Raw genomic sequence first — 17,843 nt, 5'->3', positions numbered from 1 at the left:
TGTGTGTATTCACAAAACAGAGGGGATGTCTTATACTTTGTTGATATTGATTATCAATATCAAACGGAGGGTTAAGCATGCAATCAAAAGACAGAGCCAACAGTAATGAAAGAGGTAAAAGCAATCAAATGGGGAAGGCTGCATTAGGCTTGGTTCTGCTATTTCTTGCCATTGTGTTAGCAGCATGTGGCAGCAAGGAGAATCAAAATGTGCAGCCTTCCGCAACCCAGGAAGTGGCCCAAGCGCAGACAAGCGAGCCTGTACAAACGGAAATCGCAACAGCAACTGCCACTCCTGAAGCAAGTGCAACCAAGCTAATAAAACATGTGTATGGGGAGACGACAATTGCTGCCCAACCTAAACGCATTGTCAGTATAGGGTTAGAGGACATGCTGCTGTCGCTTGAAGTTCCATTGGTGCTTGCTGACGGTATGGAAGGGCATTATCTGTACAAGAGGCTGCAGGAACAGAAAATTCCTATGCTGTATTCAGCAGGCGGTATTAATTACGAAGCCATTCTTGCCGCACAGCCTGATTTAATTCTAACATCTAACGGTTATGCTGATCAGGCGGTGTTTGAAAAGCTTTCACAAATTGCCCCAACCTTAGCCTATAACCGTGATGATTGGAAAGCATCGATCACCGAGATTGGCAAAGCGTTAGACCGGGAAGAGAAGGTAAATTCAGTTATACAAGCATATGATGACAAACTGAAACAAGCGCGTGAAACGATAATTCAGAAAATTGGCAATAACAAAACGGTTGGCGTCATCCGGCCTTCGGAGAAGGAAGTCCAATTGTTTTTTCCGGGTTTTGAATACGTAAGTGTCTTATACGACGATCTGGGTTTGTCGCCGGCAGCAAGCATCCAGGATTTGCAGAAAACAACAAAGGATGAATGGGGCATTAGTTTGTCATTGGAGAAGCTTCCAGAGTTGAATGCGGATTATTTGTTCGTCACGGCTGGAGGTTCACTGCAACTAGAAACAGATTTTCAAAAAGCGATGGACACTGTGACATCTGTGGAGCAAATGAATATTTGGAAAACGATTCCTGCTGTAAAGCAGAATCAAGTATATAAATTATCAGCACGACACTGGATGCTGAGCGGCCCAATCGCAGAAGGCATGAAAATGGATGATATCGTACAATTGTTGACCGTTAGTAAATAATTCGATTTCAAGCAAGAAGAGCCAACGCTTGAGCGTTGGCTCTTCTTGTGAGTACGCCTGGCGTCGGCGTTATTTATTACTTTGCATGTTTCTTTACCAACAGGTCCGTAATGATGTCCAATTGATGGGAGGTGCTGATAGGGTCAGAGGGCAAAAATTGATCAAAGTCTATCGCGTATACGTTATTGTTCTGCACAGCGCGGGTATTCGCCCAAATCTTCTGGTTATTTTTCAGTGCTTCCTCCGCACTTTTATTGGATGCGATAAATAAATGATCGCCAATATATTCGGGGATGACCTCGGCCGATACCTCCCATACCTCTCCTTGGATGACATCCTGCTTGACTTTATCTTGCGGCTTTAAGCCCAGAATCGAATAAATAATACCGCCGCCCATATTATCATTTCCATATATATAGAAATTGTCTGCCCGAACATTCAGTATGGAGAAAGTTTCTCCTTCCCTAATAACAGCGTTGACCTTCTCCCTGGATTTCGCTGCTTTGGCCTCGAATTCAGATAACCATTGCTTCGCTTCCTTCTCCCTGCCCAACATCTCTCCAAACATCAGCAATTCACTAGACATATCTTCGCCGTAGTTGGGAATGACGATGGTCGGAGCAATTTTGCTAAAAGCCTCGTATCCTCCGCCATCACGCCAAGCCTCCGTCAGAATAATTAAATCAGGCTCGAGGGAAGTAAGCTTCTCCAGGTTGAGTGGAAATGCCCCCAGGTCCTCTATACCTGTTGTATCTATAAAGCCTGCCCGCAGCGGCCAGGTTGCGCTGCCAACTGGCTTCACGCCTAATGCCATTAATTGTCCTACCTTTAGGTCCGTGAATATCCGCTTCGGATTCGTCGGAATTTCTGTTTCACCATCGATATGCTTGTACATTCGGGTTGCCGGTGTAACTTTTGTTGTGCTCTCAGAGGCGGAAGCTTCCACTGGCGTCTGTGTGGGTTGTACGGTTGCTGATTTTGCAGTGTTTCCGCTGCTCATCGTTGTATTTGTCGCGGCCGGCTGGCAAGCGCTCAACACAAGTGCCAGGCTCAGCAGAATAGACATCGTCAGGAATGACGGTTTTGCATACATCTTCATTGCTTGTTTCTCTCCCTTTTTGTATTGATAATAATTATTATTATCAATATAGCAAGAGAGTTTTTCGCTATCCATAGCAGATGCTACCTTATTTAATGGAGAATACGGTACAAGCTCCGTTCCGGCAAACTGGTTGCGAAAGTGCAAGGGCGAAAAATCGGTATGCTTTTTGAACATCCGGCTAAAATAAAACACATCGGAATAGCCTACACTTGCTGCTATGTCCTTTAAGCTTGCTTCACTGTCCAACAACAGCTTCTTGGCATGCTCCATGCGTATTCGAATGTGGTAATGGATCGGACTGGTTCCCATCCGTTGTTTGAACAAGCGGGACAAATGTGTGGGGCTGCAATTCAGCATCGCAACCAAATCGTCCATGGTCACGGAATCCCGGTAATGCTCCTGCAAATAGCGTACGGTCTGACCAACCAGATCAGGGTGATTACCTGAAACTTCTTGCTCTGTCACCATCCTCATCAGTTCATAAATAAATTGATAGAACAGCGCCTTGACACGCAGCTTGTCCAGCGGCATTGCTTGCTGCCAGTGATGGATCATGTCCGTGAGATAACCTTGTAGCAGCGGAGCGGATGATAAGGAGCAACTGTACTGGGTTTCAAACGGGGCGGTTGCTTCATACAAGCGCCGCATATAACGATTGTGAGGAGAGCTCAACGAAGCCTTATATAGAATCAAATAATAAGCGAAAAGCTCATCATTGGGTACGATAGCCAAGTGCATGCCCTTGCCCCCGTGCAATAATTGCTGCGGCTTGACCCTATAGGCTGTTAGGTCGAGATTTATCGTGGCATGACCACTTACTACATAAATGAACCCACTGACCGGCAGACGATATTCCCGAAGCTCTTCTTCTCCCCGTAATGTTAAATACCGTATATCCATCGTCCGGATGAACGTATAATTCCATAGTATGGTCTGACTCTCCCAGTCCAGGTTAGTCCCCCCTTTCCAAATAATTGCCGGAATAACGACTTGGAATCTACTCGATCACCTTTGAGTTAATGACAGCCGGTGAGAGTGTGGAATGGTATGTACAGCGCCTTTAATACTCGAAGCCATTCCGATAAGATGTCTCAAATATACCATAATTACATGCCGTTTAGAATTTATTATCCCCTCAATTACGGAAAATTCGATAGGCATTGATCGTAAAAAGGTTGCTATTGATGTAAGATAATAGGTATCGTATAAAGTTCAGAGGGTAGGATAAGGATAAATGACAATTCAAAGAAAACAACGTTACCGTTTTAGTGAAGCACCTATATGGAATATTCAGCGGAAGTATTATGAAGAAAAAGGAATGAAGGCATGGAACAATGACCAAGTTCCTCAATACATAACGAGTAATCCGATGATCGCTGCTTCATATGCAGAAATGATATTTGGGTTTCTTCAAGATCGGGCGAATAAGGAACATTGTTCAGAGCCTGTTATCATTGTGGAGCTTGGAGCAGGAGCGGGACGGTTTGCTTATCATGTGTTACATGAGCTTTGCCAGTTGAGAGACTATGCGGGGATTTCACTGCCTTCGCTGCGCTATATCATGACGGATTTGGCGATGGACAATGTTTTGGCCTGGAAGGAACATCCCGCGCTGCAATCTTTTATTGCAGAGGGATTGCTGGATTTTGCGCGATTTGATGCTGTTCAGGATACGGTTCTGAACCTCGTTGTATCAGGCACAACGATTAGAGAAGGAGATTTAAAACAACCGGTAATCATTGTTGCCAACTACATTTTTGATAGCATTCCACAAGAGTTGATTTATGTTGGTGATGGGCAAATTTATGAAGCAGATGTTTTTGTCGAATATCCGGAACATCATGATTCACTTAAACCATCAGAATGGTTAGATCAAATATCTTTACACTATGAATATCGACGGGCGCCTGAATATGAACAAGCAGACTATCCTTACCGGGACGTCATTGCCGTTTATCAGGAACAATTAGAAGATTCACATATTTTATTTCCGGCCGCTGGAATAGCTTGTTTAGAGCGTTTAAACCAGTTGTCTCAGGCGGGATTCCTCTTAATAACTGCAGACAAAGGAGATCACTTGCTGGATAGCTGGAAATTTGCACAACCACCAGAGTTGATCCTGCATGGAAGCTTTTCTTTAACCGCAAATTACCATGCGATCCAGCATGTTTTCGAACAAAGAGGAGCCGCGGCGTTATATCCGCCGCATCATTATACAAATATAAATGTTGGCTGCATGCTTAATATGGATAATCCTATGGACTATGCGAATACAAGATTAGCTTATCGCCGATGTTTTGAACGCTTTGGTCCGGACGAATTTTTTAGTATGAAGGAATGGGTAGATCGCCATATAACAAGCATGGGATTACAGCAAATATTAAGTTTTTGGCGTTTGGGTGGATATGATGCGGAATTTTTCATTCAGAGTACGACGCAAATCTCTAGTTTGTTATCAGATGCAAACGACGAAGAAAAGCAGGATATTCTGAGAGGCATACAGCTAATGTGGTCATCTTACTACGTAATGGAGCAGCGGTATGATCTAGCGCTTGATTGTGGATTGATACTGTTTGAGATGGGACTGTACGAAGATTCCAAACGTTTTTTGGAAATATCGGTACATGAAGACCAAGATGAGATCGTAGTAACCGTATTTTATTGTCTAGCCATTTGTTGTTTCGAATTAGAATTAGACGAAGAGGCATGCAGTTACTTAAGAAAATTATTAGAGCTTGAGCCTGATCATGAAGAGGCGTTGGAATTGTTAAACAAATTTGAGTTTAGTTAATCGAGAAAAATTGGATTTCACAGAGCATACAAAGATTACATCAGTAAACGAGATCAGAAAAGAAGTACTGGCTTGCACAATAGAGTGTAATATATAATTTACCTAAAGGCTAAAGCACCTACTTTGCTGTAACGTACTCGTCCCGAATTTTTTATGATGATGTAATTCGAAGGTAGGTAATATCCTATGCATGATGACAAGGTGAAGGCGGGCGGTTCCGAGGAACGCATAGCTGCCCGGATTGACCAGCTGGAACGGCATTATTTGGTAGGACGGGATATCGAAATTCAGTATTTCATACAGCAACTGACAGTCGGGGGACAACAGGGTCGGATCTTGAATCTCTATGGTACCGGCGGCGTAGGAAAAAGCTATTTAATCGATGAGTTCCGCCGGCTGGCGGTGAATGTGAATGCCGCCTTTTTGTTGATGGACAGCCGCGGGTTCTCTCATACACCGCAGGACTTTTGCACGCAATTGTTGCGTATGCTCGGCTATCCGATGGAGAAGCTGCAGCAGATTACCGATCCGCAGGCGCTTCTAGAGCTATGTCTTGACATCCTGAGGGAAAAGGCGGTGAATCAGAAGCATGTCCTCGCATTAGACACATTCGAGGACATGGGTGATATGGAGCTCTGGCTGAGAGAGGCATTTCTCCCTCAATTGTACCCGGAAATCCTGATTCTCATTGCGGGAAGATTCCCCTTGCAAGGCATATGGCTCAGTTCTCCGGCATGGCGCTATTGGATACACCGGATGCCCGTTGGGGATCTGGATTACTTTTCCGTTAAGGAATATCTGGAGCGCTCGGGTATTTCTCAGGAGCCGATGATCAAACAGATTTGGATGAAAACGAGAGGACATCCGCTCACGTTGTCCTTGATCGTCTCGACGACGATGGTTCAGAACATTCAGGGCTTGGAATTGGTGGATGGAACCGAAGTGTTCGAACATATCGTGAGCATTTGGCTAAAAGAGGTTCCGGATGACAATCTTAGGGAGCTCGTAGAGACCGTAGCTGTTCTTCGGCATTTTAACCAGGAGCTGCTCTCCTATGTATTGGATCAGGAGGTAAAGACGGATTTATTCCAATGGCTGATCGGACTTTCCTTCATTCGGAGAGTGGATCGGGGTTGGATCCTTCATGATTTGATGCGGGATGCCATCGGCTATGAGCTGCGTTTGCGCCAGCCGGAACATTATGACTGGTTATGGAAGCGCTGCATTATGTATTACTACAGCAGGATGACCAACCAGTCCAAGAGAAAGACGATCGCTTGGGAAGGCGTCGAATGGTACTATTATATCGGCGATCATGTTGTCCGCAATTTCTGTTATCAGAAATTGACTCCATATCTCATGGAGCCGCTCAGTCCATCCAATTGGGCGGAGGCAGAGCAGTATTTGGACAATCGTCGCAGCAATCCCAAGGAAATTTGCCTTCCTCTCCAGAACCCGGAGACGGGCGAGATGTTCGAGTATATGATTTCTAAAGAAGAAAGTTTATACTCAGTTAAGCATATTCATCTTCAAGAGCTTTACGAGCTCGATCCTGGCATTGTTAAGCTAATGAGAGATCAGCAGGGGACCATATGCGGTCTGACGGCAATCATTCCGATCCATACAGGAACGCTTGACTACTTGCTAACTCACCCGCTCTCATCTACTTATTTCCAAAGTCTGCCGGACCATAGGCTAAAGGAACTCCGGGTGCCGATTGAACATATTGCGGGTTACTTTGTGAAAACGATCGATGTGTCGGATTTTGAGGATGTGGCGATGCGTACAACTGCAGGGCTAACGTTCATCTCACTGCTTATTTCTTCCGATTATGTCGTGGCTGCTCCTCCGGATCTCTCCTTCTTAAAGGATTTCCACCTTAGCTTGGGGTGCGAGCAGGCGAAAAACGTTGCACATTACGATTATGACAGTAACGCTCCTGCGCCATATTACGTTCTCGATACGAGGGGCGGCAAGCTGCAGGGTTATTTGAACAAAATGATAGCGTCCTTCGGCCTTGTAGATCATTCCAAGCAGCAAAATAATGATATGCCGATGCTGTCCGAACGGGAAAAAGAAGTGGTGGTTCTGCTGGTAAAAGGTTATACAAATCAAGAAATCGCGGCGGACTTGTATATTACAGAAGTAACGGTCAAGAAGCATTTGACAGCAGTATTTCGGAAGTTGAATGTCAGGAATCGAACGCAACTGGTTAACAGTTACTTGAAAAAAACAGAATGATCGCAAGGAGACAAGCTTTCTTAAGGGAGAGCTTGTCTTCTTTTTTTGTCTGTGAGGAGAGAAGGTATACCCGTAATGGACAATTTTGCTACGTTCGGATAATAGAATGCATGAAAGCAAGGTGGTACTCTTAATGTTATCAAATCAAGTATCTAGAGAGGAGGAAACTGTGTAGTGAAGTGGTTAGTGTTGATTCATGTATTATCGGCAATTATTGGTGTTGGTCCAACATTTTTTGGACACGTGTTGGTTAGGAACAACCAAACGTTGGAACAATTGAGACACTCCATGAAGCTGGGTCGTATGCTGGACTTTTTTCCGAAAATCGGGGGATCCATTGCGGTGCTCTCAGGTATTCTGCTCGTCACGCTGAACAACTACGGTTCTTACACGCAGTTGTGGTTATTGGGATCGCTTATACTCTATATCCTGATCCAAATCGTCGTGATCGGCTTCGTAGCTCCAGCGCAGAAACGGGTCGCACAATGGGTATTCGATGCCAAGAACTTAAGCAAAAGCGAGCTTCCTCAGGAGCAGAGGGCCAACCTCTCAAGAGCAAATGTGATGCTTTATGCAGCTTCGGCAATGGGCCTGGTATTATTCGTATTTATGATTATTAAACCTTAATTAATCGAGAGAATTGGAGCGGAATGAACCTACAGCCTGGATCCGCGATTTGGCCGATGCAGTCCACGCCTACTTTATTACCGACGAAGAGCAGCAGAGCATACATTAATCAGCAATAAGCGGGGTAAGCCTATTAAGTTACCGGGTAAGTTGCCGAGGGCTGATAGCAGGGCTGAAAATGCCTATAAACAAAGGGTTTCCAGACATTGAGTTTTTCTCTCGGCTGTTAGGCCGGAGGTGCTAATGTCGGCAAACCCTTTGTTTTATTGTTTGCGGTAACATATCAACTGCCCTGAAGGTTCAAGAATTTAAGTATCCTATCTGCTTGGTTGACAATTAGGTGTCCCGTATCAGGCAGCAGCTCGATCCTGGCTTGTTGTGCAAATTGTTTAAGTCGATTAATACTCTTACTTGCAGGTATTAATTGATCAGAATCGCCAAAAAGCATTAAAATCGGCATAGTTAATTGATAAAGGGACTGATCACTAATTAGCGGCATTTTTGCCGTTCGTGGTTTGAAATATTTGAACGTAAGTGATGCGAATGTAAGACCTTCTCCCAATTCGGATAACGATGATGAAGACATATTACCACCCACTAATTTGAGTGTTTGCAGCTGACCCCATTTTCCAAGTAGTGAGAAAAAAATTGCTTTCCATAGGAAACTGGCTTTTTCATGTGCAAGCCCTCCGGGACAAAGCAAAACCAATTTATCAACCTTATCCGGATAGGTGGTGGCGAAACTCAATGCCATCCAGCCGCCTAATGACATAGCTACAATTGAACAGGTGCTTAATCTAAGTGCATGTAATGTTTCATTCAACCATAGAGCATATGCACCACTTTTGTAGCTTGGTCGGCTTGCCGCTGATAATCCGGCTTCTCCAATAATGTCGATTGCATAGACATTGTAGGTTTTAGAAAGAGAAACTACATCGCCGTACCAGGTGTAAGAGTTCGATACGCTTCCATGCAGTAGGATCAGTGGGGGGGTGTCCTTTGATCCAGATTCTATGACAAAAGTCGGTCCAAGACTTGTCTCAACTTCGTATTGGTGGTTTTCCACTGGCCAGCTAGCGAGTATTGTTCGGTACTGTCCCAGAACTTCTCGTTTGCCTAATTCTGACTTATATATATTTTCCATTATGTCTCGCCTTTCTTTCTATGTCAGAAGCCATTTTTCAGCTTCTTCTTTACTTTCATACAATCTAAAATGATTGCCTTTGTTCGTTTCCATGGCCATTTCTTTAAATCTGGCTGTTTGAATGGTCTCCTGAGGAATAATAACAGCAGCTTTTATACCATAGTTTATAAATTTCTGAATCATATTGCCGGCCAATTTGGTTTTAAGTTTGAAAAAGTCTTCTGATAAGGCTGTATAGTGTATCATAAGCGCATATGTCTCATGTTCCCAGCATAAAGCCACTAGATCAAGTGCGTCATTCTCTGTACTTAAAGGTTCGGTAGTAGAAATGAGTTCAATATATTTTTTACTGTCTATTTCTCTTATTTGATAGTTCATTTTGTCTTTTTCCTCCATAACTTCATTTTCAAACAACTTCTGACGGATTTCACGGACCCAATTAAGTTCATTATTATAGGTTGAAATAATGTTTTCTGAAATCATCTCCCATATTAAACTTTCCCTATCGCTTCTATTAGGTGTATGAAGAGCACGTCTGTATTTCTCATTCTGCATAATCAATTGCAGTTTGATTTCATTTTCATATTTTGAGAGAAGCTCACTTAATTCTTGATTACTTAACATATCTGACCACGCAAGCTGCACCAAAAATGTTTTTTTTATCTCAGGAGCTTCGGGTGATGACACAAGCCATTTTTTAAGTTCTTTAAGTCCTTCTTCTGTTAGGGTATATATTTTTTTTGAAGGAGAGTTATCCTGATGGACCACTTCACTGGTAACAAAATTTTCATTTTCCATATTCAATAGAGCTTTGTAAATTTGATTATTATTACCGGACCAATACATGAAGGAGGAATCTTCAAAAATCTTCTTTAGTTCATATCCTGTTGAGGACTTCCAACTCAGTATGCCTAATATTGCTAATTGGATTGACATCATTACGCCTCCGTTATAAATAACATAGGTTAATAGTAACATATGTTATTGTGGTTGTAAATCTAATTTACTTTAATTTACATAAGGCAAGTTTATGATTGAAATATAGTGTATTATGGTTTAAATCTCCATTAATCTATGCAATAATTACTAGCGTGTTAAACAGCGTGGGAGTGACACCGTCACCCTGTCGTGTGTCGTCGGGAATGATGCAAAAAAACTGTATGACAGCCTTAACTTTAAGGAAAAATATATAATGGAATTTATGCGGAAAACGCTGTGATTTCTGACGGTGTGGAATGTCATTGAGCCCTTTTTACCGTGAACGATTCCAGTAAACAAATACATTGCTATGATAATGAAGAGGAGTGTTCCTTGATGACAATGAGTAGAATGAATCCTAAGGTTGATGGATTTTTAAGAAAGGCTAAGAAGTGGAAGGACGAATATGAGAAGTTGAGAAATATCGTTCTTGACTGTGAGCTGACCGAAGAATTTAAGTGGATGCATCCTTGTTACACGTTTCAGAATAAAAACATAGTTTTAATACATGGATTTAAAGAGTACTGTGCGCTTCTGTTTCATAAAGGTGCCTTGTTAAAAGATGCCCATGGTATCCTAATCCAACAAACGGAGAATGTACAGGCAGCGCGTCAAATTCGGTTCACCAATGTTCGGGAAATAGTTGAAATGGAACCTATCTTGAAAGCCTATATTAATGAAGCCATTGAAGTTGAAAAAGCCGGTTTGGAAGTGAGTTTTAAAGAGCATACAGCATACAGTATTCCTGAAGAATTTCAAAATAAATTGAATGAAATCCCTGCCTTGAAAACTGCTTTTGAAGCGTTGACGCCAGGACGGCAAAGAGCATACATTCTTTATTTTTCTGCCCCCAAACAATCCAAAACTCGAGAGTCGAGGGTTGAAAAATGTATGCAGCAAATTCTCAATGGAAAGGGATTAAATGATTAGGGCGTCAATGAATATGAGCTTGCTTAGAGCCATCTAGGGGCGGCATTTTCATTATAAATCTATACAAAAGTTATACATAACATCAACTAAAAGGCGGTAGTATGATGAATATAACAACTGGCAGGTTTTCTAGCACTCAGGTGTTAGAAGGGGATGCAATACTTGCCGCCATAGAGCAGTCATTAGCTATGATTGAGTTTGATACCGAAGGCAAGGTATTATGGGCGAATGACAATTTTGCAAAAGTTATGGAATATGAAGCAACTGAAATGGCAGGTCTTATGCACCACCAATTTTGCACGAAGGAGTTTGTAAACAGTCCTGAATATCTGACACTTTGGAATGATTTGAAGAGCGGGCGCCCCTTCCAGGAAAAAATATTGCGTGTCACTAAGAATAGCCGTCTCCGCTCGTTTGAGGCGACATATACGCCTGTTTTTAATAAAGAAGGTCAGGTACAAGCTGTGCTTAAGATAGCAACGGATATTACAGAGCGAGAGAACGCTACTATTAAGGTTACAAACGAATTGCAGCTAATGGCCGAGCACCTCTTGAAACGTGCAGAGGATGGGGTCTCTAGTAGTTATCAAATTGCATCGGCGATCGATAAGGTAGTAAAGGAATCTGACGATAATATGCAGGGCCTTCAAATATTAGAGCATAAAGCGGACACCGTTCGAAAAACAACGAAGGCAATCCGTGAAATTGCTTCACAGACAAATTTACTAGCTTTAAATGCAGCCATAGAGGCTGCGCATGCAGGAGAGTATGGGCTGGGCTTTAATGTGGTAGCAAGTGAAGTTCGTAAACTGGCTAAGCAAACAGAATTGGCCGCTAAAGAAGTAAATTCTAATTTAGAGGGTATTGCCGCTCAAGTGGTAGAGGTTACAAAAGGTATCAAGCGTGTGCAAACAGTCATATCAGACAGCCAACTTCGTACTGGGCAGGCCGTTGATGAATTTATGAGTATCGGTCAGGCTGCGCTTCAATTAGATAACCAAGCGAAGGTATTAGGGGATTTGCTGTAAGAACACAGCATGCGTGAATTCGAATGTGAGCAATGGTACACTTTAAGGAGATACTGAAAAGGTGGTTACATGCAGCATGGATATAAATGATCTCATTGTTCTATGGAATCACGCGCATTGCAAAGTCATAGATATTCGTCGTATTACGATCGCTGCTGGCCAATCCATACGCTCTTATTATGTGCCCTCCAGCCTGTTTCTCATGTCGATCCGCGGCAATGCTACAGCCAATCTGGGAGGGGCATACCATCAGATGCAGCGTTTTACAGTGCTTCATGCAGGCAAAGGCACTGTGCTCGATATTGCTGCGGACAGCGAAGGCGTGGATTACTACAGCGTTTATTATAAAATGGCTTTTCAGCCTCCAGTAGTCCCAGAGCTTGCCATGCTTCTGGAGAAGAAGGCGGACTCCCTAGATCATTCATTCAGCTTAACTCCGGCCAATCCGGTTGCGTTGCACCGGGTATTGAGCGATATGTTCAGGGAGTGGGGTAAACAACAGCCGTTTGTGCGGTTGCGCGTTCGGACTTTGCTTTATCAGTTCGTGCATGAGCTGCTTTATCAAATGCAGGAGCAAGGCGTACATTCGGTTAAGCACGATCTGGCTGCCCAGGTCGCCGCCATCATTCATGAACGTTATGCAGAATCCATTACGCTGGAATCACTATCGGAAAGCCTGAACTATAGCGTTCCCCATTTATCCTCCTACTTCAAAATCCGTACGGGACTTAGCCCAATTGACTTCTTAATCAAAGTTCGCATCGATAAGGCAGCGTCACTGCTGCTTGAAACGGATGCTACGCTTAAGGAAATTGCGGTTGGCGTCGGCTATCAAGACCCGTATTATTTGGGCAGACTGTTCAAAAAGTACAAGGGAGTTTCCCCAATGCGCTATAGAGAAGAGCACACCGCAAAGAAGCAATTAGAAGATTGTCCCTCTAAAACCATGGAATCCTCCATTGTTCCTTCGAAATCACTTAACTATACTAGTATCATTGATAATGATTATCAGTATAAAGGTAACGGAGAGGGAGATCTATTCATGTTTAAACATTCTGGGCCTACGTTGGCATCGGTATTGCTGCTAAGCTTTATGCTGGTGCTTGGAGCATGCGGCGCGAACAATGCCTCGGAGACGGCTTCTTCACAGCCAAGTCCAAGCGTTACGCCTGCTGCTACGGAGCTGCCGCAGACCAAAGTTATTAAAACGGTTAACGGTGATGTCGAGGTACCCCTCCATCCCACACGAATTGTCGCGGGCGAGTATCTGGGCAGTCTGATTGCGCTTGGCGTTACGCCTGTCGGAACATCCGACCACCATATTAAAAATCCTTATTTCCAGGAGTATTTGAAAGACGTTGAGCGTATAGGGGACGGTAATGGAAACGTAGAGAAAATCTTATCGCTTGAACCGGATTTAATTATTATGGACGACTTCTATCCTGAGCTGAATGAGCAGATGTCGAAAATTGCGCCTACTATCGTCATTCCGTACGCTTCTTTAAAAACGGTACACGAGGAAGTTGCTTATTTCGGTGAGCTGCTGGGCAAAGAAGAAGAAGGGAAAGCCTGGCTCGCTGACTATGACAGCCGTATTGCAAGTGCCAAGGAAAGCGTGTTGAAGGTTATACCTGCGGACAGCACATTTTCAGTTCTTGAATTGAGTGACGACAAAAGTATTATGGCTGTCGGAACCAGCTTCGGCAAAGGTGGACAGCCGGTATACAATGGGTTCGGCTTCAAACCTCCTGCTGATATCGCGGCTGAAATGGCCGATCCTGGTTGGGCTTCATTTTCTGCCGAAACACTGCCCAAGTATGCGGGAGACTATATGATTCTGACCTCCGATTCGAAATCACTGGATGAGCTCAAAGCTGACCCGATCTGGGGCTCGCTGCCAGCAGTCAAAAATGATCACGTGTTTTTATGGACAAGCGATCGCTCCGGCTACTGGGACCCGATAGCTATTCTGAGTCAAACAGAAGAATTGGCTGCGTGGCTGACCAGCCGCTAAAGCCTGCCCAATACGTGATAGGCAATTTCAAAATCACATGGTCCAAACGACTGAAAGGCACCCCAAGATGGGTGCCTTTCAATTTTTGCTCTATAGATGTTAAAGGGTGGGATTATCAACAAGCTCATCGAGAAGCAGCAGTGCGTGAATATACACCTTCATGGCATCCCAGATCGTTTGCAGCCTTACAGCCTCATCTGGCTGATGCGGTCCTCCCCTGCCAAGGGGGAATGGCTTGCTAAGATCAGAACGGCTAGGACCAAAGGCTACCGCGCGTGGCAGCTTGCGGGCATGTGTGGCTCCTCCCATCACATAAGGCTTCTGGTCGGTTTGCAGCACTGAATTTGCCAGTGCCGCCAGCTGCTGTACAATAGGTTCGTTCTCAGAAACATGATATGGCGGGTTATCGTCTGCATGCTCCAGAACAAAACCGTATTCTGCTCCTCTAGCTCGTATTTTCTCGACAATTTCACCCGATTTCGCCGAAATAGCGTAACGGATATTCGTGTTCACTGTTAGCTTATCGTTAGACAGCCTGACCATTCCAGTAGTATGCGTGGTTTGGCCTGACACCTCATCCTCGTATGCAATACGTAGCCCATGACCATAATAGTCGGCAAAAGCTTCGTCAATAAAGGCAAGGGCGCGCGCGGCGCTCCCTGTCACCAGCTCATACCGCAGCAATGCCCCGGCCAGCTTCTGGATCGGATTTATCGTTCCTTCAGGGAACGCGGCATGTCCGCCCAAGCCGGAAGCTTCGATGACAACCCCTTGAGGATGAGGGGTAACTGTGAACTGCTCACCGAGCGCCGCTTGAACCTGCTCAGGAGTAATGCCGCTCAGGATCGCTCTGGCCGTACCAGGTATTACGTTGGACAATTCGCCGCCATAGAAGTCCAGCAGGTTGGTGCCTGCAATATCGGCAATAAAGTCTGCCGTTAATATGCCCTTTTCCCCGTTGCCTACTGGAAAGAAGGCATCCGAAACGATGGAAAAAGCGGGATCTTCCTCTTTCAAGTAATAGGCGACATCCTGCATCCCCGCTTCCTCATTACAGCCTAGAAAAGCAGAGACTGTATGCTTGAGCGGAATATGATGCTCCTTGAAAAATTGCAGCGTATATATAACACCAGCTGCCGCAGCTTTATTGTCTCTGGCTCCGCGGCCGAATAGAAAGCCGTCCTGTTCAAATGGCTCATAGGGATCAAATGTCCAGCCCTCCCCCTCAGGAACGACGTCCAGATGGGAGAAGAAGCTGATTTTCCGCTCACTTTTGCCTGGATAGATAGCAGAAATACCATAATAGTCATGATTGACCGCCTGCAGTCCAGCCCTGACAATAATGTCCTGCGCCTCATCTACTGCTTGGGCGCAGCCACTGCCGAACGGATGCTCAGCACTTGCGTCGAAGCCTTCATACACGCTCCGCACACGCACCAGCTGCTTGATTGCCTCAATGATCTCTGGCTTCTTGGATGCAATCCATGCATCTATAGTCTCGTCAGATACTAGAGCGCTGCGCCCTGTCATGGCTGAACGATCCACTGCGCTCGAAGACGGTCAATCTCCGCCACAACATCCTGTGACAGCTTCAGCTGAGCGCCAAGAACGTTTTCCTGCAGATGCTTCTCTGTGCGAATACCGCAGATTACATTGATATGCTCCCCTTTGGCTCGCAGATAAGCAATTGCTAGAGCGGAATGGCTGCAGCTATGCTGCTGGCAAATATTCTGCAAGCTCTCAACGAAATCCACTGCGGATTGGTAGAGCGGCGGCTCCCACCAAGGATCACCCTCCCTGGATTCACCCTTTGGCATCTGATAATCGCGGCCGAACTTCCCTGTCAGCAGTCCATTGGCCAGAGGAGAATAGGCGTGAAAGCTGATGCCATTGTCCTGACAAAGCGGTAAAATCTCGTCCTCTACATCCTGCACCAGCATATTATAGCGCCGCTGTACAATCGATACCTCTCCAAGCTCCAGATAGCTTTTAATATGATGCGGATCGCAGTTGGAAGCCCCTATCGTTAAAATTTTGCCTTCCTTCTTCAAATCCATTAATGTGCCGATTGTCTCCTCAATAGGCGTATTGAAGGGAGGCATAGCCGGATTATGGGTATAGTAAATATCAATATAATCCGTATTGAGGCGTCTCAGGCTCTCTTCAACCTCGATTCTAATCGTCCGGCTGCTCAGGTTGCGCTTCACCTCATGACCATCCCAAGTGAATCGGTAAGTACCCTCATCATCTCCCCACCAAAGTCCGCATTTGGTGGACAGGACAACGCTGTTCCGTCTGCCCTTCAAGGCCTGTCCGATTATTTCCTCACTATGCCCGAAGCCATACACTGGTGCGGTATCGATAATATTGATGCCTGCATCAAGCGCGGCATGAATGGTGCGGATGGACTCCTGATCATCCGTATTGGGATAGCGGAAGCCTCCTCCAATGCCCATCGCTCCGAAGGTGATGACTGACGCTTGTATGCCGGAACGTCCGATTTCCATTTGTTCCATTTGAGAAAACCTCCTTATACTGCAATTGTCTGATGTTAAATTCGTACGCAGATTAGTGATCCAGCCTAAGTACTCCAGCTACGCCTACGTTTTCATCCGAATGCTCTTTAATAATAACGATTGTTTTAACTTGACCAGGTGCTTGGAAGAACTCGTCCACTGTCACCTGTATGTTTTTCACAAGATCACGCTTGGCTTCCACAGGCTTGTTCGGTGCCGTGTAGACGAAAAACGTAATTTCTTCTCCGCTTTTTTTCGTGCTGGTTTCTTTCGGAAGCTGGAATAGGGATACACTTCTTAGTTCGGGCGGAAGCTTAAGCCCAGTTGTTACCGCCGTTCCAATACTGTCAATGAAGCTTTCCAACTGCTCACCAGCTAATGTTGTGTTTGAAATTCCGATTACTGTTGCCATATTCGTTATTCCTCCTGAAATTTTTTTAGTTGATGGTTCTGATTTCTAATCTGTCAGTGGTTTTTTAACGCCGCTGTACGTTTTTAACAGCCATTCTGAATATTCTTTAGAAGTCATAATTTCAATGGCCTTGTCGAGCCATTCCAAATCCTTTTTGCTTTCATGGACAACAAACAAGGTACCGCCATACGTTTTGTATACCTCAGGTTTCTCCGCCAGCAGAGCCGTATCAACCGTTACTTCAGGATCCTTCATCTGATACACCGTAATAGACGGCGCAGTCATCGCATCCAAATCAGGGAAGATACCGACTCTGTTACGAGGGTCTGTCTCCACAAATTCAAGGTCTTTGGGGTTTTCTGTTATATCAAGCAAGGTAGGAAGCTCTGCGCCCTCCTTCAGCTTAATAACTCCGTTATCCACGAGCAGCTGCAGTTCTCTTGCACGGTTAGCCGCATCATTGGCAATTCCAATTTTGGCTCCTTTAGGCAGCTCTTCGACAGATTTGAATTTCTTTGAAACTAATAACACCGGTGTTGTAAAAATAGATGGACCATACGTAATAAGATGTGTATTTTTGCTGCTATTAAAGCTGTTTAGATAACGCTCATTTTGAAAATAATTGGCGTCAATGCTGCCATCCTCTGTTGCTGTATTAATGGCTATATTATCGTTAAAGACGCGCGCTTCAATCTCGAAGCCATCCTGCTTCAGCTTTTCCGCTACGTATTCAAGATCGGGCTGCTCGCGGGCTAGTACCCCGACAACTATTTTTTTGCCCGTCTTTGCAGGAGTGTCTGACTTCTTCTCTGACGAGCAAGCAGCTAATATTGTGCTCATAAGTAATAGGGATACAAGTAAAATGGATGTCAGTTTTGTGTTCATGTG

General features: G+C 44.6%; 14 protein-coding genes. 7 read left to right on the top strand and 7 right to left on the bottom strand.

Annotated features, from left to right (window positions below; genetic code table 11):
* Positions 1–77: 77 nt before the first annotated feature.
* On the top strand, positions 78–1,172 hold the full coding sequence (locus J2Z66_RS15670; RefSeq protein ID WP_209972371.1) for an ABC transporter substrate-binding protein: 1,095 nt from the start codon (positions 78–80) through the stop codon (positions 1,170–1,172).
* Between the two features lie 76 nt (positions 1,173–1,248).
* Here J2Z66_RS15670 and J2Z66_RS15665 read toward each other — a convergent pair whose 3' ends face one another.
* Positions 1,249–3,174, bottom strand: coding sequence for an AraC family transcriptional regulator (locus J2Z66_RS15665; RefSeq protein WP_209972370.1), 1,926 nt, complete (start codon positions 3,172–3,174; stop codon positions 1,249–1,251).
* 334 nt (positions 3,175–3,508) lie between these two features.
* Here J2Z66_RS15665 and J2Z66_RS15660 point away from each other — a divergent pair, with 334 nt between their 5' ends.
* The 3 genes from J2Z66_RS15660 (at position 3,509) to J2Z66_RS15650 (ending at position 7,933) form a co-directional block, all read left to right on the top strand.
* Positions 3,509–5,065, top strand: coding sequence for a tetratricopeptide repeat protein (locus tag J2Z66_RS15660; RefSeq protein ID WP_209972369.1), 1,557 nt, complete (start codon positions 3,509–3,511; stop codon positions 5,063–5,065).
* A 186-nt stretch (positions 5,066–5,251) separates the two neighbouring features.
* The gene (locus J2Z66_RS15655) at positions 5,252–7,306 is read left to right on the top strand and encodes a LuxR C-terminal-related transcriptional regulator (protein ID WP_209972368.1); all 2,055 of its coding nucleotides are present in this window, start codon (positions 5,252–5,254) and stop codon (positions 7,304–7,306) included.
* Positions 7,307–7,480: 174 nt separating this feature from the next.
* Positions 7,481–7,933, top strand: a complete 453-nt coding sequence (locus tag J2Z66_RS15650; protein WP_209972367.1) for a DUF2269 family protein — start codon at positions 7,481–7,483, stop codon at positions 7,931–7,933.
* Between the two features lie 283 nt (positions 7,934–8,216).
* On the opposite strand, the gene J2Z66_RS15645 is transcribed toward J2Z66_RS15650, so the two are convergent.
* Both J2Z66_RS15645 and J2Z66_RS15640 read right to left on the bottom strand, forming a co-directional pair.
* Complete coding sequence (locus tag J2Z66_RS15645) at positions 8,217–9,077, bottom strand: alpha/beta fold hydrolase (RefSeq protein WP_209972366.1); 861 nt, start codon at positions 9,075–9,077, stop codon at positions 8,217–8,219.
* 18 nt (positions 9,078–9,095) lie between these two features.
* Positions 9,096–10,013, bottom strand: coding sequence for a PadR family transcriptional regulator (locus J2Z66_RS15640; RefSeq protein WP_209972365.1), 918 nt, complete (start codon positions 10,011–10,013; stop codon positions 9,096–9,098).
* 378 nt (positions 10,014–10,391) lie between these two features.
* Between J2Z66_RS15640 and J2Z66_RS15635 the strand changes: the two genes are divergently transcribed.
* The 3 genes from J2Z66_RS15635 to J2Z66_RS15625 all read left to right on the top strand — a co-directional run bounded on the left by J2Z66_RS15635 (position 10,392) and on the right by J2Z66_RS15625 (position 14,027).
* Entirely contained in the window at positions 10,392–10,985 is a 594-nt protein-coding gene (locus J2Z66_RS15635; protein ID WP_209972364.1) for a YdeI/OmpD-associated family protein, read from the top strand.
* A gap of 101 nt (positions 10,986–11,086) precedes the next feature.
* On the top strand, positions 11,087–12,013 hold the full coding sequence (locus J2Z66_RS15630) for a methyl-accepting chemotaxis protein (RefSeq protein WP_209972363.1): 927 nt from the start codon (positions 11,087–11,089) through the stop codon (positions 12,011–12,013).
* 76 nt (positions 12,014–12,089) lie between these two features.
* A complete protein-coding gene (locus tag J2Z66_RS15625; protein ID WP_209972362.1) occupies positions 12,090–14,027 on the top strand; it encodes an AraC family transcriptional regulator in 1,938 nt (645 codons plus the stop codon).
* Positions 14,028–14,126: 99 nt separating this feature from the next.
* Here J2Z66_RS15625 and J2Z66_RS15620 read toward each other — a convergent pair whose 3' ends face one another.
* The 4 genes from J2Z66_RS15620 to J2Z66_RS15605 are packed head-to-tail and all read right to left on the bottom strand — an operon-like array spanning position 14,127 to position 17,840.
* Positions 14,127–15,557 (bottom strand): Sapep family Mn(2+)-dependent dipeptidase, encoded by a 1,431-nt coding sequence (locus J2Z66_RS15620; RefSeq protein WP_209972361.1) that lies wholly within the window; start codon positions 15,555–15,557, stop codon positions 14,127–14,129.
* The gene (locus J2Z66_RS15615; RefSeq protein WP_209972360.1) at positions 15,554–16,543 is read right to left on the bottom strand and encodes an aldo/keto reductase; all 990 of its coding nucleotides are present in this window, start codon (positions 16,541–16,543) and stop codon (positions 15,554–15,556) included. Before J2Z66_RS15615 ends, J2Z66_RS15620 begins: the two co-directional genes overlap by 4 nt.
* 52 nt (positions 16,544–16,595) lie before the next feature.
* Positions 16,596–16,955 (bottom strand): tautomerase family protein, encoded by a 360-nt coding sequence (locus J2Z66_RS15610; RefSeq protein ID WP_209972359.1) that lies wholly within the window; start codon positions 16,953–16,955, stop codon positions 16,596–16,598.
* Between the two features lie 45 nt (positions 16,956–17,000).
* Positions 17,001–17,840 (bottom strand): MetQ/NlpA family ABC transporter substrate-binding protein, encoded by an 840-nt coding sequence (locus J2Z66_RS15605; protein WP_209972358.1) that lies wholly within the window; start codon positions 17,838–17,840, stop codon positions 17,001–17,003.
* Positions 17,841–17,843: the final 3 nt, after the last annotated feature.

This window comes from Paenibacillus eucommiae (assembly GCF_017874215.1).
GTDB classification, from domain to species: Bacteria; Bacillota; Bacilli; order Paenibacillales; family NBRC-103111; genus Paenibacillus_AI; species Paenibacillus_AI eucommiae.
Note: the sequence above shows the minus strand (reverse complement) of the source record. Positions and strands in the feature narration are given on the sequence as shown.

Bases quoted from the DNA above. Each gene is read 5' to 3' on its own strand.
- J2Z66_RS15670 (WP_209972371.1), top strand. From the start codon at position 78: ATGCAATCAAAAGACAGAGCCAACAGTAATGAAAGAGGTAAAAGCAAT.
- J2Z66_RS15665 (WP_209972370.1), bottom strand. From the start codon at position 3,174: ATGGATATACGGTATTTAACATTACGGGGAGAAGAAGAGCTTCGGGAA.
- J2Z66_RS15660 (WP_209972369.1), top strand. From the start codon at position 3,509: ATGACAATTCAAAGAAAACAACGTTACCGTTTTAGTGAAGCACCTATA.
- J2Z66_RS15655 (WP_209972368.1), top strand. From the start codon at position 5,252: ATGCATGATGACAAGGTGAAGGCGGGCGGTTCCGAGGAACGCATAGCT.
- J2Z66_RS15645 (WP_209972366.1), bottom strand. From the start codon at position 9,077: ATGGAAAATATATATAAGTCAGAATTAGGCAAACGAGAAGTTCTGGGA.
- J2Z66_RS15640 (WP_209972365.1), bottom strand. From the start codon at position 10,013: ATGTCAATCCAATTAGCAATATTAGGCATACTGAGTTGGAAGTCCTCA.
- J2Z66_RS15635 (WP_209972364.1), top strand. From the start codon at position 10,392: ATGACAATGAGTAGAATGAATCCTAAGGTTGATGGATTTTTAAGAAAG.
- J2Z66_RS15630 (WP_209972363.1), top strand. From the start codon at position 11,087: ATGATGAATATAACAACTGGCAGGTTTTCTAGCACTCAGGTGTTAGAA.
- J2Z66_RS15625 (WP_209972362.1), top strand. From the start codon at position 12,090: ATGGATATAAATGATCTCATTGTTCTATGGAATCACGCGCATTGCAAA.
- J2Z66_RS15620 (WP_209972361.1), bottom strand. From the start codon at position 15,557: ATGACAGGGCGCAGCGCTCTAGTATCTGACGAGACTATAGATGCATGG.
- J2Z66_RS15615 (WP_209972360.1), bottom strand. From the start codon at position 16,543: ATGGAACAAATGGAAATCGGACGTTCCGGCATACAAGCGTCAGTCATC.
- J2Z66_RS15610 (WP_209972359.1), bottom strand. From the start codon at position 16,955: ATGGCAACAGTAATCGGAATTTCAAACACAACATTAGCTGGTGAGCAG.
- J2Z66_RS15605 (WP_209972358.1), bottom strand. From the start codon at position 17,840: ATGAACACAAAACTGACATCCATTTTACTTGTATCCCTATTACTTATG.